At 45.8% G+C, this 16,918-nt stretch carries 13 protein-coding genes and 1 tRNA gene; 1 reads left to right on the top strand and 13 read right to left on the bottom strand.

The features are described 5' to 3' along the window. Nucleotides 1–14 precede the first annotated feature (14 nt). The 5 genes from Q0Z62_RS04905 to hemA all read right to left on the bottom strand — a co-directional run bounded on the left by Q0Z62_RS04905 (nucleotide 15) and on the right by hemA (nucleotide 4,180). Nucleotides 15–596, bottom strand: a complete 582-nt coding sequence (locus tag Q0Z62_RS04905; protein WP_298051610.1) for a UbiX family flavin prenyltransferase — start codon at nucleotides 594–596, stop codon at nucleotides 15–17. Next, complete coding sequence (grxD, locus tag Q0Z62_RS04900) at nucleotides 580–909, bottom strand: Grx4 family monothiol glutaredoxin (protein WP_298051542.1); 330 nt, start codon at nucleotides 907–909, stop codon at nucleotides 580–582. Before grxD ends, Q0Z62_RS04905 begins: the two co-directional genes overlap by 17 nt. A 9-nt stretch (nucleotides 910–918) precedes the next feature. After that, nucleotides 919–1,731, bottom strand: coding sequence for a peptide chain release factor N(5)-glutamine methyltransferase (prmC, locus tag Q0Z62_RS04895; RefSeq protein WP_298051540.1), 813 nt, complete (start codon nucleotides 1,729–1,731; stop codon nucleotides 919–921). 15 nt (nucleotides 1,732–1,746) lie between these two features. Next, nucleotides 1,747–2,826 (bottom strand): peptide chain release factor 1, encoded by a 1,080-nt coding sequence (gene prfA, locus Q0Z62_RS04890; RefSeq protein ID WP_269900670.1) that lies wholly within the window; start codon nucleotides 2,824–2,826, stop codon nucleotides 1,747–1,749. Nucleotides 2,827–2,902: 76 nt separating this feature from the next. Next, entirely contained in the window at nucleotides 2,903–4,180 is a 1,278-nt protein-coding gene (gene hemA / locus Q0Z62_RS04885; protein ID WP_298051534.1) for a glutamyl-tRNA reductase, read from the bottom strand. 206 nt (nucleotides 4,181–4,386) lie between these two features. Here hemA and Q0Z62_RS04880 point away from each other — a divergent pair. Further along, nucleotides 4,387–4,462 (top strand) — tRNA-Phe (locus tag Q0Z62_RS04880). Nucleotides 4,463–4,765: 303 nt separating this feature from the next. On the opposite strand, the gene Q0Z62_RS04875 is transcribed toward Q0Z62_RS04880, so the two are convergent. From Q0Z62_RS04875 to Q0Z62_RS04835, 8 genes are all read right to left on the bottom strand, one after another. Further along, nucleotides 4,766–5,299, bottom strand: a complete 534-nt coding sequence (locus Q0Z62_RS04875) for a helix-turn-helix domain-containing protein (RefSeq protein ID WP_298051531.1) — start codon at nucleotides 5,297–5,299, stop codon at nucleotides 4,766–4,768. A gap of 902 nt (nucleotides 5,300–6,201) precedes the next feature. Continuing rightward, entirely contained in the window at nucleotides 6,202–6,912 is a 711-nt protein-coding gene (locus tag Q0Z62_RS04865) for a M48 family metallopeptidase (RefSeq protein WP_269900674.1), read from the bottom strand. Between the two features lie 3 nt (nucleotides 6,913–6,915). Next, on the bottom strand, nucleotides 6,916–9,984 hold the full coding sequence (locus tag Q0Z62_RS04860; protein WP_298051524.1) for a type I restriction endonuclease subunit R: 3,069 nt from the start codon (nucleotides 9,982–9,984) through the stop codon (nucleotides 6,916–6,918). 12 nt (nucleotides 9,985–9,996) lie between these two features. Further along, nucleotides 9,997–11,538: a Fic family protein gene (locus tag Q0Z62_RS04855; protein WP_298051521.1), complete on the bottom strand. Its 1,542-nt coding sequence runs from the start codon at nucleotides 11,536–11,538 to the stop codon at nucleotides 9,997–9,999. Nucleotides 11,539–11,552: 14 nt separating this feature from the next. Beyond that, nucleotides 11,553–12,764 (bottom strand): restriction endonuclease subunit S, encoded by a 1,212-nt coding sequence (locus Q0Z62_RS04850; RefSeq protein WP_298051518.1) that lies wholly within the window; start codon nucleotides 12,762–12,764, stop codon nucleotides 11,553–11,555. Continuing rightward, nucleotides 12,757–14,481 carry a type I restriction-modification system subunit M gene (locus Q0Z62_RS04845; RefSeq protein WP_298051515.1) on the bottom strand — a complete coding sequence of 575 codons (1,725 nt, stop codon included), beginning with the start codon at nucleotides 14,479–14,481 and terminating at the stop codon, nucleotides 12,757–12,759. Before Q0Z62_RS04845 ends, Q0Z62_RS04850 begins: the two co-directional genes overlap by 8 nt. 223 nt (nucleotides 14,482–14,704) lie before the next feature. Then, nucleotides 14,705–16,054 carry a type II toxin-antitoxin system HipA family toxin gene (locus Q0Z62_RS04840; RefSeq protein WP_298051512.1) on the bottom strand — a complete coding sequence of 450 codons (1,350 nt, stop codon included), beginning with the start codon at nucleotides 16,052–16,054 and terminating at the stop codon, nucleotides 14,705–14,707. A 3-nt stretch (nucleotides 16,055–16,057) separates the two neighbouring features. Next, entirely contained in the window at nucleotides 16,058–16,318 is a 261-nt protein-coding gene (locus Q0Z62_RS04835; protein ID WP_269900687.1) for a helix-turn-helix transcriptional regulator, read from the bottom strand. Nucleotides 16,319–16,918 lie beyond the last annotated feature (600 nt).

Below are 16,918 nucleotides of genomic sequence, written 5' to 3'. Positions count from 1 at the left end.
GACTCCTTAACTGATTACAGCCCTTGCCACGTCGGCCCGTCTATATCGACCCCGGCGTGTTCTAAAATACGTACCACACTATGATCAACAAGTTCAGTAATCGTTTGTGGTTGAAAATAAAAAGCAGGCAACGGAGGGAAAACCACGGCCCCCATCTCTGTGACTGCCGTCATATTACGCAAATGAGCTAAATTAAATGGTGTTTCTCGCACTACCATCACGAGGCGGCGACGCTCTTTGAGCACCACATCTGCCGCCCGAGTAATTAAATTATCCGCTAAACCATGTGCTACAGCCGCCAAGGTACGCATAGAGCAAGGCACAATAATCATACCGTGCGTTTTAAAGCTGCCACTGGCTACCGAAGCGCCTACATCCTTAAAGCTATGCACCACGTCCGCCAAATCTGACAGATCTGAGCGCTGTAGATTCAGTTCGTGCTGGAGATTTAAAATACCTGCTGGAGACACAATTAAATGCGTCTCAATCTCTTTTTGCGTGCGTAGCATCTTTAGGGTACGCACGGCATAAAGGGCGCCAGTGGCGCCCGTCATTGCAACAATAATCCGTTTTTTCGGATTAGGCATCCAAAGCACCTGCTTCACGCAGCATGGTTTCTAGTTCGCCACTTTCAAACATTTCGGACACAATATCAGATCCACCCACGAACTCACCTTTAATATAAAGCTGAGGAATTGTTGGCCAGTTAGCAAATTGCTTAATGCCTTCACGAACTTCTTCGTCATCTAATACGTTAATTGTCACGACTTGGTTTAAACCAACCGCACGTAAAATTTGCACAACGCGTGAGGAAAAACCACACTGAGGCATCTGTGCAGTGCCTTTCATAAACAGCACTACAGGGTGCTCAGTAACAGTTTCACGGATAAAGTCTTGTACTTCGCTCATAGTTGTCTCTCAGGAGTAAGCGCCAGTAATACGAAGAATACCAGCCAAATCAGGAATACTGATGGGATCATTAAAATTGGCCTGCGCCAATAACTGGCGCACCATTTCGGCTTGATCCCAACCATGCTCTAACCAAATAGAGCCATTGTTCATTAAATAAGAATGCGCACCTGCAATAATTTGCTGCAGGTCTGCCAATCCATTTTTCTCAGCGCTTAAAGCCGTTGCAGGCTCAAAACGCAGATCACCCTGTAATAGATGGGGATCATTTTCTGCAATATAAGGGGGGTTTGACACAATAATATCAAAGGGTAATTGACCCGAGACTGCATCGTACCAACTCCCCTGATAAAATTCGACCTTAGCACATAATTTGTGGGCGTTTTGTTTAGCTACCTGAAGTGCCTCAGCGCTGAAATCTGTCGCAACCACCTGAGCATCCGGTCTAGCCAAAGCAATAGACACCGCTACGGCACCACTGCCCGTCCCCATATCCAACACTCTGGGCGTAGGTAGATGAGCCATGTTACGCAAGGCTTGTTCGACCAAAAACTCTGTTTCAGGTCGAGGAATCAATACCGCTGGGCTAACACTGAACTCATGACCCATAAATTCACGATAACCGATAATGTACGCCATTGGTTCACCCGCTACGCGCCGCTGCTCTAAACATCGATAGTTTTTTACCGCTGCCTCAGGCAAGGGGTCTGTATCATGCCCAATCAGCCAAGAGCGAGGCACATCTAAGACGTGTTCCCACAACATGGTTTGCTCTAAACGTGACAATGGACTCTGGGCAAAAGCCTTTTTTAACGTATACATGAAAAAAAACCGGACTTATTCGTGCGCCAAAGACGCCAACAATTCGGCCTGGTGCTCGGTTAGTAGTGCATTAATTAAGTCATCCAAATCACCATCCATCACATAATTTAATTTATGCATAGTTAGGTTAATACGATGATCTGTAATACGGCCTTGGGGATAGTTATAGGTGCGAATGCGCTCAGAGCGATCACCCGTACCTACTAAGCTTTTACGTTGCTCTGCTTCTTTAGCCTGCATTTCACGCAGCTGCTGATCTTTTAATCGAGCCGCTAATACCTGCATTGCCTTATCTCGGTTCCGGTGCTGTGATCGGTCATCCTGACACTCCACAACCAGCCCCGTCGGCAAGTGAGTTAAACGCACAGCGGAGTCTGTTTTATTGACGTGCTGCCCCCCTGCACCACTGGCACGGAACGTATCCACACGCAAGTCACTTGGGTTGATATTGATTTCTTCGGCCTCATCCGCCTCGGGCATGATGGCTACGGTACAGGTTGAAGTATGTACTCGTCCTTGGGCTTCGGTTTCTGGCACACGTTGCACTCGATGTGTACCTGACTCAAATTTCAATTTTCCGTAGGCGCCATCTCCATCAATGCGGGCAATGACCTCTTTATAGCCCCCCATCTCTGAGGCATTCGATGACATCACCTCGACTTTCCAGCCTTGATTTTCAGCATAGCGCGTGTACATACGCAACAAATCACCAGAGAAAATCGCACTTTCATCACCGCCCGCACCGGCTCGAATTTCTAGGAAAATACTGCGCCCATCGTCCGGGTCTTTAGGCAATAACAAAACCTCTAGCTCATCTTCAAGCTCTGCAATACGTGCTTTAGCGATCTGGAACTCTTCCTCGCCCATTTCCTTCATCTCGGGGTCGCGCATCATTTCTTGAGCTGCAGCCAAATCACCCTCAGTCGCCACATAGGTATTAAATGCTTCGACAACAGACTCCAGCTCAGAGCGCTCACGCGAAAGCTTACGGAAATTATCCATATCCATCGCAATTTCAGGCTCAGAAAGCATGGCATCGACTTCAATCAATCGGTGAGCCAATTGCTCTAACCGATCTCGCATAGTGTCTTTCATAAATTATTTGAATAAAAAATAAACAGCAAACCACCTCGTTGTACAGGAAACAACGATACAAAGAAAGCAAAAATAGCTAACGGCTGCGGTTTTGGGAGGGAATTAAGTGTGGGACTAGGCCTAGCAGCTGTTCACGATCAGCCCCCTGGCTTTGGTTTAGCTGAGTCAATGGGCCGTGTAAGTATTTATGCTGCAAACTATGGGCTAGCCACTCTAGAACCTGATTTGGATCATCACCTCGGGCCATCATACGCTTTGCACGATCTAGTTCATGGTCTGAGATTTGTTGAGCCCGATCTTGTAGGCTAACAATGGCAGGTACGAGCTCTCTGTTTTGCAACCAGTGCATAAAATTTTGTACCCGCGTATCAATGATGGTCTCGGCCTGTACTACTGCGGCTTGACGCGCATCACTGGCTTTTTGCACCATGCGACCTAAATCATCAACAGAGTACAAATACACGTCAGATAAACGAGAAACCTCTGGTTCAATATCGCGGGGAACAGCTAAATCCACCATCACAATGGGGCGATGACGTCGCTGTTTAATTGCACGCTCTATCATCCCCAAGCCCAAAATGGGCAAGGTGCTGGCCGTACAGGAAATAATCACGTCGTAATTAGCGATAGTTTCAGGCAAATCTGCCAAACGCATGGTCTGAGCATTATTAAAACGAGCTGCCAAATTTTCTGCCCGTTCTGCGGTACGGTTTGCCACCATAATATGTTTGGGATTGGTCGCCGCAAAATGAGCCGCACAGAGTTCGATCATTTCGCCTGCACCAATGAACAACACATTAGTTTGGGACAAATCACCATATACACGCTGAGCTAAGCGCACCGAAGCGGCCGCCATCGAAACAGAATGCACCCCAATGGCTGTCTGAGTCCGAACCTCTTTGGCCACAGCAAAAGTACGCTGAAACAACTGATGCAACAGTGTGCCTAAGGCCCCTGCCTCGTTGGCTACACGCACCGCGTCTTTCATTTGCCCCAAGATCTGAGGCTCGCCCAACACCATCGAATCTAAACCACTGGCGACCCTAAAGGCATGGCGTACTGCCTCGTTGTGCTCATAGCGATACAAATGAGGGGTTAAATCATCAGAGCGTAAACTATTGAAATTAGCAATCCAAGCCGGGACATGGTCAATCACATGAGGTTCGGCAGCGCAATATAGCTCGGTGCGATTACAGGTAGATAGGATTGCTGCTTCGCGCACACCTGACCCAAATGCCGAACGCAGACCCTCGAGCGCAGGCCGCACAACATCCAAAGGAAATGTCACGCGCTCACGCACCGACACCGGCGCCGATACATGGTTAAGACCGAAAGTTAAAACGTCTACAGACATGGGCAAAAAAATAAAACTCAAAAAGGTGGCACAGTTGTAATTATCTGATTATAATCCCCCAACGCTGATAACTGAAATCTATAGCTATTAAGCGCACGTCTGCCGGTCAAAACTGTTGTTTTTACTGTTTTTAGATAAGGCTAGACAAATAAAGTTTGGATGTGCTATAGTTAAATCTTTAGCGCAACACAAATGCCTAAATAAGTGGCCTTGTAGCTCAGTCGGTAGAGCAGAGGATTGAAAATCCTTGTGTCGGTGGTTCGATTCCGCCCAAGGCCACCAAAGAATTCAAGCACTTAGCCCAGTTTTTTAGCTGGGCTTTTTGCTGCCCGAAATAAATGTAAGTAGTTTTGTAAGTGGGTCAATAATAGCCGTCGTGCAAATAGAAAGTTACTCACATGCATTATCTCATGCAGGCCCCTCTTTTTAAATATATATCTATAACCTCTATTTAGGTGGTCAGCAGTGACCTACTTTAGAGGCTGTTAGTGATCAGCTATGACTAGCGTTAGTGTTATACACAAGTCAGTAGTGAACATAGTCAATCTGACCTGTGTATAACATCACACTAAAAAAAACTAAAGTTTACGGTTTCTTCCTATCCATACTCTCTTTTATTCTTTGTAGAGCCTCGACAACATCGGCGGGTAGCTTCTCTAAATCGCAATCAGACAAAATATTCTCAAAATATGGGGCTGAGACAATAGGCTTAACAGTCTCAACAGCTTTAAGTCTTAGCGCCTCAAACTCTTCCCTAGCCTCTTGAACTAGAACCTTGAAATCACTGGGAATATACTGTTTGCGTACGGCCTTGCCTTTTTCAGGCTCCAAAATCTCATACAGCACATATTTTTTTGAACGTCTGTCTTTAAAAGACTCTATATAACCGGCACTTTCGAGCTCTTTCAATGCTCTTTGTACACTTGAGACAGAAATCCCAGCATCTTGTGATAAACGCTTTAAGCTAGGAAAAGCAATTCCTGTTTTCAAATTACAGCGAACTTTTAACACGATATACACCTTAGAGGCTTTAAGGCTTAATTGTGCAAATCGCTGAGTCAAAATACTCGCTGAAAGCAAATGCGACCAGTTCCAGATTGGCTTTTTACCCTCACTCACGATCAACCCCAAAAAGTGCCCGTAGCTCCTTTGTTGGCCAGGCACAGCGCCTGCCTATTTTTAGGGGCTGAATCGGACCACACTCTTTGTGCGACCAAATGCGTAGGGTCTGGGGCTTTCGATTCAAATAAAACGCGGCTTGTGCAGTAGGCACTGTTGGAGTTACTACATGCTCAAGCGGCGGATACTGTTTTTTTAGTTTACTCATCAAAAACTCTCAAAATAAATAGAAAAATCAACAAGTGTCTGAAGACATCTACTATTCTGAATGAGTAAAAAAAATCACAAGCTCGTCTAATGACCCATTTCGGACGCTTAAAAAATAAAAAACACCTAAAAAAGGTGTTTTTTAACTTTTCATCATAAAAAGCAGAAACTTACTTCGGTTTTAGAGCCCATAAGTCGCTCTAGCTACTTCACCGTATGCCCAATATATGCGATCAAAAGCAAAATAACGTAAAAAATGGTGATAGGGATCAAGGCAATCAACATAGACTTCTCCTTTATCGATGTGTTTTTTAGCTCTAGAAAAACGGTTAAGAGTCCTAACCAAAAACTTAAAAATTAGTTTAACTTAAATTGAGCAGTGACGATAAAAACACCATCAAAAAGCTCTGCTAAAAAACACTTCAAACCATCTCTTAAATGGTTAAAAATTAGCCAAATCAAGCTCAAAAAACATCTCGCTTTCTCAAGAAAAATATCTTCAAAAAACATCAAAAAATTCTTGTTTATATTTAGCAGGTTTAACAATCAATAGTTATCGAAAAAGCGCTTTTTCAACTCGATTAAGTAGTAAAAAGGCCTAAAAATTTTCGCATGCGAAAATTTCATGTTTTCAAAATCTGCTTTTTTCAGCAAAAAATCGACTGTTAAAAACCCCATTATTTTGCCATAATTTGCTAAATTTTTAGCCGCTCAGAGTTTTCTTTCAACCATTGTCTACAAACTTGAAAATCCGGCATTAATTTTGATACCTCATACCAAAAATCAGGTGAGTGATCATGGTGAATAAGGTGGCATAATTCATGCACGACTACGTAATCCACCATCCGATTTGGTGCCAACATAATACGCCAATTAAATTCAATTTCGCCTTTGGCGGTGCAACTGCCCCAACGCGATGAAAACGTTTTAATAGTCACCCCAAGCGGCTCCACACCAATCATTGGCGCATAGCGTTTTACCTTTTCTTTTATTTTTTGCGATGCTTGGCGTTTATACCAACGCACTAAGGCATTACGAATCATATGCGGCTGCTGACTGCCCTCAGGCGTTTGAACGACTAATTGCCCCTGCAAAAGTTTTACAGGTACAAAAGAACCCTGTTCAACTTTAAGCCTATAGTTACGCCCAAGATAAGGAAATGCCTCGCCCGAAACAAACTGCTTATCCGTAACTGGAGCCAAAGCCCGCTGTAATGCCATTTTCTCTTTAATCCACAGGCGCTTGGACACCAGAAGCTGATCAATTTTTTCTACACTAATACTAGCTGGCACAACCACCGAAACAGCCCCTTCTTCGACTCGGATCGAAGCCGTTTTACGACGATTTGTACGGATAATTTCGGCAATAAAGCCATTACCGTCTCGATACTCAGAAACACTCACCATCAACTACTTACTACCAAAACGAGTTTGGGCTAACTCTAAAAAGCGATCTTGAACCACTTTCACCAAGGCGGGGGCACTATAAGAACACTCTAAAATCGCGCGTTTGATTTCCTTTTTCATGCGTCTCACCTCGTCCATCTTGTCAAAAAAATCAACAATCTGCGTGGCTTCATCAAACATAGCAACTAGCTGTTGACTAGTGGCTTTAATCTCATCATGCTCCATATCACTAAGGCTGTCGTCGCCACGATGACGAGTTACCTCGGCCATGAGAATATGATAAAAAGCCAACTCGGTATCCGTAAGCCCCAAATCAACGGCAACTTGAGCTCGCTCAGACTCAATGCTATTGCAGAACTCCCACAGTAGCTCTACTTGCTGATCCCATTTGCCGTTGTACTGCTCAATAATTTCCTGCAAACGCAAGCTGAGCGACTTATAGTACTCAGGATCTTCGTCCAAATTGACCGTAATATGATGCTTAATCGCGCTTTCAATTTCTGATGCACGTGACTCCGACGATTTGATCGCATCGACTGACGACTTAAAGTTAACCGCTAACAAATCCACGGGTGGAATCTTTGGATTTACGCCTGTACTAATAATGTGCTCGTCTACTAGCTGACGTACCTTTGCTCCCACATCATTGATATTTAGGCCTGGATCACGGTAACGGTTACGTGCCGCATTTTGAACCTTACCCCAAAGCCTCAAATCGCCCACAAAAGCCCTAGCGGCCACATCGGGCAGCACCACATCCATTTGCTTCGCAAAACGCTTAAAGGCCAGCTCAAACTGCTGACGTACCTCTTCATCTTTAAGAAACAAGACATACTCATCAATATCATCACTCTTTAGTGTGCTAAACACCTGAGCGACACGAGTATGAGCGGCTTTAAGTCTGGGGATTTCATCTTTCAGCGTGTGGTACGTTCCTTCTACATCTTCGCTACTGAACATATCTAGGGCTTCTTTTAACGAATCTGACAGCCCATGATAATCCACCACATAACCTACTTCTTTACCTGGATAAGTACGATTAACCCGTGCAATAGCTTGCATCAAGGTGTGTTCTTTTAAACCTCGATCTATATACATGACTTGAGCAATCGGCGCATCAAAGCCAGTCAGCAACATATCTTTCACGATCAAAAACGCCGTTGGATCTTCTTTTTCCTTATCCATACCCAAAGGCTTAGTGAAATTCTTAATCACCTGTTTCTGATGTGCCGCATTGGTGTAAGGGGTGTAAATGGCATCATCATTATGCTTACCAGAGACAATCACTTCCGAAGGTGGTGCGCCCAACTCATCTAATATTTTTTTAAATAGTACGGCGGCATAACGACTACCCACCACAATCATGCCTTTAAACCCATCAGGCTCAATTTTTTCACGGTAATGATTTAGCAGGTCTATACATACCCAACGAATACGCGCAGGCGCTTCGCGTACCGCGCGCTCCACCCCGTATTTTTTCTTAATTTCTCGTTTTTCTTCTTTGGTGTAATCCTTAAAGTACACATCAAACAACGCATCTAAAGACTTACCCAGCACCTCGCTTTGTACCTGACGACCCTCGTAAATAATACGTACCGTCGCACCATCTTCAACCGCCTCATTGATCTTGTATTGATCAATATACCCACCAAATGCCTGATCCATTTTTTGGCTTTTCAGCAAGGGAGTGCCCGTAAAGCCAATCTTTGGTGCATTCGGTAAAGCAGCATTAATGGTGGCCGCTAAATTGCCAAACTGAGTACGGTGTGCCTCGTCCGCTAAAACAATGATCTTGTCGCTAACGTTCAGATCCTTAAAATCATCCTCAGCTTCGGCTTCTTGGAATTTTTGCACCATCGCTGTCACAATATCGGATGAATCTCGCTGTAATAGCTCTTTGAGATCCGCTACCGAACCAGCGTTATAAATGGTCTCATTTTGCGCCGCCCTAAACGTATTGGATAACTGGGAGTCCAGCTGAGTGCGGTCCGTCACAAAAACCAACTTGTACTGTCGAAGCTCTGGGTCACGACGCATCTTTACCGCTAGCATCACCATCGTCAACGACTTACCTGACCCTTGGGTATGCCAGATAACCCCAGACTTTTCTTTACGATCTTTACCCGTTTTCAACCGTTCTATGACTTTATTCACCGCTCTAAACTGCTGATAACGAGCTATTTTTTTTACCAAACGTCCATCAATGGGCTCAAAAATGATGAAATTGCGAATCAAATCTAAAAAATTAGTCTTGTTAAACATCCCAGCTAGTAAACGCTGCTGCTCGGTCAGCTCCATAACTGGCACGGCAGTTTGCTCTATATAAGCAGGCATACTTAGGTCTGACAAGATAGAGTTGTTAGTGATTGATGGCATTAGCTGTAGCTTCACCTCGGCATCACTATACGGATACGCATCTTTCCAGGCACTGTAATGCTGTGCATTAGAACTAATCGTCCCTACCTTAGCTTGATCCCTGCATGTGCTGACCATGAGCTGGTTGTACCAAAATAACCGTTGCGCACCCTCATCACTGGCCGGATCTCGTAAATTTGCATAGCGCCGTAGCTGATTAATACCCTCGGCGACCGCATCCGCCACATAGGGCGACTTACACTCAATCACCGCCAAAGGCAGACCATTTACAAAGCAAACCATGTCAGGAATGATATTTTGCGTTACCCCCTCCACCTTGAACTGAGTCGTACACAGAAACTCATTATTAGCGGGATTATCAAAATCAATAATCTTGACCGTCTGCCCCCTACGCCCCTGCCCTAAATCCTGTTCAACCGATAGGTAATTAACCAATATGTCGTAAATGGACTGGTTGTACTCCATCAAAGCGGCATGATTTGGATGGGTGAGCTCACGCATCACTTTAGTAAGGTTTTCCTCACTAATCCACGGGTTCAACCGATGTAAAGCTGCCTCAAGCCGCTGCACCAACACCACATCACGAAAAGAGCCACGCTCTGCAGCCAAAATAGAGCCGGGAACATAATCCCAACCTAATTGTTTCAGTTGCTCGATGGCAGGGAGCTCTACTTTAACTTCTTCATCATTAAACATAGTGACTCTAATCTACAGTGATACGACTATTTGCCTGCCCAATGAGGTTAGGCGATACGTTTGCTTAGGACTACGAGGCGATTCAGGCAACGTCATTTCTATCAGTCCACTCGAAATTGCAGGTTGCAAATGATTTTGTACAAAAGTACGACGATGCTTTAGACCCGAGATCGCCATCAACTCCTTGGTGCTTTTATCCCCTTGTCGCAAGGCCTTTAACAAACGAGCTACTTGGTCGGTTACTTGGTCGGTTACTTGGTCGGTTACTTGAGGGGTGACTTGCTCCATCTCTGCAAAACCCGCATGAATAGGCAATCGAATCAAAAAATAACTCCGCTCTTCATCCGTCTCAAACACAGGCATAGGCGAGCCATTGCTCTGCATTACACGTAAGATCTTTGGCAAACCCGTAGAGCGCCCTTCAGTTAAATCTAATTCTTTTAAAAACTCACCAATACGACGGTTTCTATAACGACGACTCACCGCTCTACCCACCTGTAAATCCTCTAAACGGATAGAACGATCCGGCCCCGGAAAGCTCAAAACCATCAGCTCGTGAGCATCAATGCGGATCTCAATGGGCTCACGTATTTCATACGAACGGTGATAGACCGCATTGACCACCGCTTCCTCAATAGCCGCATAAGGAAAATTCCAGAATCGCTCCGCCTCGGCACGGTCAGGATGCTTTACCACTGCTTCTTTTAAATACTGCGTTTTAATAAAGCTGAGGGCTTGACGCGTAATCTGCGCTAAGGGTCCCTTAAACTCTTTTTCCTCAAAGCGATCTCCACCTGTACCATCAGGGAAATACACCACATCAATCTGCGTAGCGGGAAAAAACTGCTCAGGCTGAGGATTAAAAAACAATAGGCCTACATTCTTAGGAAATAATGCCTCTGGAGGGCCACCCGCAATGTTCATACGCACTGCCAGTTCCTGCATAGGCAACTCAGCGGCCTCAACAGCCAATTCACTGCCGACTTCGTGTAAATAGTCACGGATCAAAGTCGGTGATAAATCAGCTAAGGTAGCCGTTTGCCTATAGCGATCATCAAATGGCACGGTTGCGGTCAACGACAAGAGCTCACGTTCCGTATCCCCCGCCGCTCTGACTGTACTGGTATGTTTACGCACATAAAACGCCCAATCGGACTTTTTATCCGTTACGTTTGTTTTGGCTTTATACGGTCGTGTTTCTCCACCAGGGGCCCATAAAACCAAAATACTCTTCCCCTGCACCTCATACACCGCACTTAGGGGATGATAAGGTGGCTGCATCGCCGAATTACCCAAATTAAGTAGCTTTTTTTGAATACTATCAATTTGCTCGGGCAATAAGCCTACGGGAGGCAACACGGGCTGACCATCTGCCTCTGCTACTCCAATCACCAAATAGCCCCCACCTAAATTCTGAAAATCATTCGCAAAGGCACACAGCGTATGCAAGATGGACTCAGGATTCCAACCTTCCTTGTATTCAATACGCTCACTTTCTACGGTGCGTTGGTGGAGGAGGTTATCTATGTTGATAGGGAGTTTGTTGGTGTGCATGATGTACTTTTTTCTTAATCTACATTGACGCGAACTTTACCAGTGAGTAGGTCTTGCATGAGGGCTTGTTTAATGCTAATTAATCGATCTAATCTAGAGCGCTTCAAAACAACATCCTCATCAATTTTATCTAAAATCACAACGATTTTGTCCCGTTCCTGTTGCTTCGGAATAGCAACTACTATGTTACGTATGGCTGATAAATTAAGGCCTGCTTTAGCACCAGCGTCATTACTCTCTACAAATTGTTTCTGAGTATCCTCAAACATCAGAAAGTGACCAATCCATCTAGCTATAGTCGGATCAATTAATCGAACAAGTGAGATATGCTGATTAACATATGCCTCACCAATAGACTCGTTAACAACACCAATTACCCCCAAATCAGCTGTGATAGAAATCAAAATATCACCAAGCTGCACCCGTGTTCGTCTACCTTCAGCCGACTCAGGTGGGGAAACATAAACTATATCGTTAAACCTAAGATTAATATGCTCTCTAGTAAGATTTCCAATACGAATAAAAATCGAACCTGCCTCTGAATAATACTGAGCCCACCCACGCGAGCCACTGGTTACAAAGTCAGCCAACTGGCCTATTGTTTTACACTTCCACCCAACTGGAATTTGCCCCACTGGCGAGTCCTTAAACTCAGTATGCCCAATGCCTTTGGTCAGTAGCTCCTGCATCATGCCCGTTTTTAGGTCTTTCAACTTATCGATCTGTGCACGCGTTTTTTCGATTACGTCATCGACTGAGAAAAGGATAGCGGCGATTTTTTGTTGTTCGGGAACTGGAGGCAAAACCAAATCAAACTCTTTTAAATCACTTCCATTGACTGCCTCAAACGTACTTCCCTGTGACAATAGCTGAAACTGCGGTTTAGCATGTTGAAGTTTTTGATATAAAAACTCTTGATGTACCTTTTCACCATCAATCGCAGCTAAGCCACGCCCAATACAACACTCATAGGGCGCAATATTTACCTCTCCAACAGGAGCTCGGACAGAGAACAATATCGACTGTTCATTAGCAATTTTAGTCGGCTCATTACACCAATACCTTACTCTTGGGTACCGCGAGCCAAAGTCCGCATTGCCCTGAAAAAATGGCAACCCATTATTTTCTGTATTATAGGTATCTGATGATGGCGACTGACCCATTGTCAACTTAGCGACCTTACCTAAAGTAGATCTACTCCACCCCTCCGGAACCCTCTTACTCATACCCCAACTCCACCAAATACGCTTTCATCACCCGTTCAGCTTCAGCCACTTCTGCATCCAGCTCTTTCAACGATACTCTATACTTATCCCACCAACGCTCTAGCTGCTCGATCACTGCTGAGGGTACCTCTCCAGCCACTTCACGGATTTTCTGTTTGCTGTCTATCTCTAGTTTGAACTCGTAGTAATCCGCATCACGCGCCACAAACACCGTCAACACATCAAAGTCACCCAGTATTTCCTCGCGGATGTACTCACTCTCTACCTCACGCACAGGGATGCCGCCGTGCAAGATTGCACGTACATCAAAGATCTCGGGTGGTGGGCTGGTGTCAGCATAACGACGGATATTCAGGTTGTACTCGTTGTCTGCAATTTCCTTTAAGGTAGCGACTTTGGAGTAGCGTTTGATCTCCGCAAAGTCCTCAAAGGTTTGCACGATTTTCTTGATGTCTTGTGGACGCAAACTGTTTTGATTTTTGCCTTCTTGAAACTCGAGTTCGCCATTGATAAAGAGCACTTTGCCTTTACGCTCAACAGGTTTGTTTTTATTGATGATCAACAAACAAGCAGGAATACCTGTGCCATAGAACAAGCCCGAAGGTAAACCAATCACCGCTTCGAGCAAATCATCATTTAGGATGCCTTCACGGATACGTTTTTCACTGGCTCCACGGAACAACACCCCATGCGGCATCACCACCCCTGCCATACCCTCTGCATTAAGGCTAGCAATCATATGCTGCACAAAGGCTAAGTCACCTGCGTCTTTGGGTGGTGTACCGTAGGGAAAGCGACCATAGGGATCATTGTCCGCCTCGTCCTTGCCCCATTTTTTTAAACTAAAGGGTGGGTTCGCAATCACACGATCAAAGCTCATTAGCTCACCGTCTTGCGTATGCTGTGGGCTACCTAAGGTATCGCCTTTACGAATATCTGCACTGTACACACCATGCAAGAACATATTCATCTTACAGATTGCCCACGTGCTTAGGTTCATCTCCTGACCAAACAAGGACAAGTTAGCTGGATTACCACCGTGTTCTTTTAAGTAATTTCTGGTTTGAATTAGCATTCCACCCGACCCCACTGTTGGGTCATAGATGCGCATGCCGGGCTGTGGTTTTAGCAAATTAACTAATAGCTGTACTACCTCGGACGGCGTGTAGAACTCTCCCCCTTTTTTACCTGCGCTATCAGCAAACATTTTTATTAGGTACTCATAAGCGGTACCTAGCAAATCTGAACGCTCAAAATCTTCATTGCGTAAACGGTAACGACTAAAGTGGCTTAGCAAGTCACGCAGTTTTTTATCAGACAATTTATTTTTAATATTGAAGTCTATAGAAACCAGCACCCCTTCTAAAGCGGGGTTGTATTCCTCGATGGCTTCGGTGGCTTTGTTCAGCGTGGCACCAATATCGTGCTTTAAGTCTTTTAAAGCCTCCCAGCGTGCCGTAGGAGGGATATAAAAGGTCTGGTCATACTCATCCTCGTCCTCGGCTAACTCAAACGCCTGTGCTGCTGTTTTGCCGTTGTCGGTGTAGTACGTGATCACGCCCTCTTTGGCTTCATCAAAAGCATCGGACAGACGCTTTAAAAACATCATGCCAAAAATGTAGTCTTTGAACTCTGAGGCATCCATGTTGCCACGCAAAATATCTGCCGTTTCCCAGAGGAAAGATTCAAGTTGTTGTAGGGTGATTTTTTGATTCATTAAACAGGGGTCCATGTACAAAGGGAACAACGTAATTTCAGGCTTTAAGCTAAGCCTTATATTCAGATCTTAAAAGGTGAAAAACGGGCAGGGAGACGTCGTATGTCCACTACCATTACCTATCTACAGCTACTCGGGAATCAAGAGATTCAAGTTCAACTTGGGAATCTGAGTAAAACCCCTCGTAGCGGCAGTCCATAGGTGGGGAAGCTGCTCCCTATGGCTAACCGGTTAATTTATTGGCTGCTAGCTGTAGTCCGTTGAGGATGCTGTCAGCTACATGTTCAGGAAACCTCTTGGGTAGCAGTGCCCGAACTGCACGCACGACTTCCGGGGTCTTCGCCACCAAATCATCAAGAACCGCCTCCGCTCCGCGGCCATCCGGCGCCACAACGCCATGCTCAGCCCCCACAGCAAGCCAATGCCGACGCAAGATGTCTCGCATGACCCAGTGCGGGTTCTTTGAGCGCACCGCCATAGCCAGCTTCGCCTTAAACGGGGATAATTGATTAGCGCCTTTACCTATGACCGGGTACGCCGAAAGCACGTCGTACAACGGGGTAAGCTCGTATGTTCCTTCGGGGCGTAGGAAAATACTGAAGTTCTTTGCATGACCATCGGTGGCGCTAAGCATCCAGAATAGGACTTGGGCCTGGAAGAAAGTTCGCCGGTCACGGTCAGGGTCTCTGGACGTGGCCAACAGTTTCATGATGGTACGCACTCCAGGCCCTCCGTCGGACTCGTACTTCAGGTAGGGAGGGGTTCCTGTTGCCTGGCACATGTCTTCCTGAGGTATACGGAGAAGCCATCTCTTGCCTTCTTCGTTTTCCCACCACATACGGTCGAATCGCTCGACGGCAAGCACCTTCATATCCTCGAACTCAAGGACCTGCGTGGATGCCACCGGTAGGCCGTAAGCGTGCAGAATTTTGGAGCATAGCCATTCGTTTTCGACTGAGTCGCTCATGTCGAACCTGAGGTTGCCGACTAGTCCCAGCGGTAGTTTGAAGATATGCGTAGTTGGTGTCGCGCCATGAGGTAGACACCACTGTCCATTGAGCCATGACAAAGCTGTTTTTTCCTGCGCACCTGCGATGGAAATCCGAAAGTCAACATCATCACTGCCTTGAATTAACGATACCGACGCTAGGGTGTTTCGCAACACTTGGGCCACCTCGGCATCAGTCAATGGCGTTGCGCTCACTTCTTGAACACCCTCGGGTGGAACATTATCAGGGAGTATCTGCAGTGCCCCCACGCAATCCCGTCCAATCTCGGCCAGCAGCGCGAATGCCCCGGTCGAGCTGGCCTGAAACCGGCGCGCGACACGTTTTAGGATGTCCTCACTGTCTGGAAGCAGGTTCTCGAAGTAGGTACGGACGGCATCGCCTCGATGCGGCGGGTTGCCTGGCGTAAATGGTAGAGAGAGGGACAGCGGCCTGCCATGCTCGGAGACGACCCAGCCTTCGTCGTACTGCAATATATCGCCAGTATAGGGCCGTACGCTCCATGTACCGACGAAATAGCCATTCATCCAGAGATATAGAGTCTGTGTGTGAGAGCGTCGACCCATAGCTCACCAACCCGAACCGGTTGACGGTTTTGGTGAGGGTGCATCGCTATTCTGACGCAGCACCAGTTCTACACCCAAAATACTCAGCAGCTCCAAAAGGCGCTCAGCACTGACTTTTTTTGCGTTGCGTTCCAAGGCAGAGAGCGTCTGTTGCGTGACACCTAGGCGCATTGCCACATCAGTCTGGGTCAGGTTAGCCTGCTTGCGAAAAGCTTGGAGCATTAGCGGAAGCTGGTCCGCGGTGCGAATAGTGAAGTCCGTCATACAAATCTCATACTGTATTTTCAATTTACATACAATAGCTTGTAAAATCAAAATACGCAATATAGTTTGTATAATAGAATTACAAATCTCAAGCTGTACGAAAGCCTTTATGAATCAATGGATGCTCTGACCAACTCTTCTCACGACCAACATATTCCGAGTGGCGCTGATATACTTCTGTTGTGACTTACTTTCTGGCAGATTTCTGGCAGAGCTATAGTAAAACCAATGCGGTCGACTTCGGACCGCTTCGGCTAACTGTTTGATTTAACTGGTTTTTGCGGTAGGCTTTAGTATCAAAAAACTCCAGAAGGCCTTTGAAAATCCTTGTGTCGGTGGTTCGATTCCGCCCAAGGCCACCAAAGAACTCAAGCACTTAGCCCAGTTTTTTAGCTGGGCTTTTTCGGCGTAGAGCGTGATTTGTTAACTCAACTTTCCGGAATGAAATTAACCGGAGTGCGGCAGTCCATAGGTGGGGAAGCTGCTCCCTATGGCTAACCGGTTAATTTATCAAAGACTACAAATAAATGGTGTTTTATTCGCCAATACTAGCTAATCTTTATGCTTCTTGTTTAGGCTAAACAGGTATGTACGTGTTAT

It is taken from the genome of uncultured Paenalcaligenes sp., from assembly GCF_947630565.1.
Lineage (GTDB): Bacteria > Pseudomonadota > Gammaproteobacteria > Burkholderiales > Burkholderiaceae_B > Paenalcaligenes > Paenalcaligenes faecalis.
This window is presented reverse-complemented; position numbering and strand designations above follow the sequence as displayed.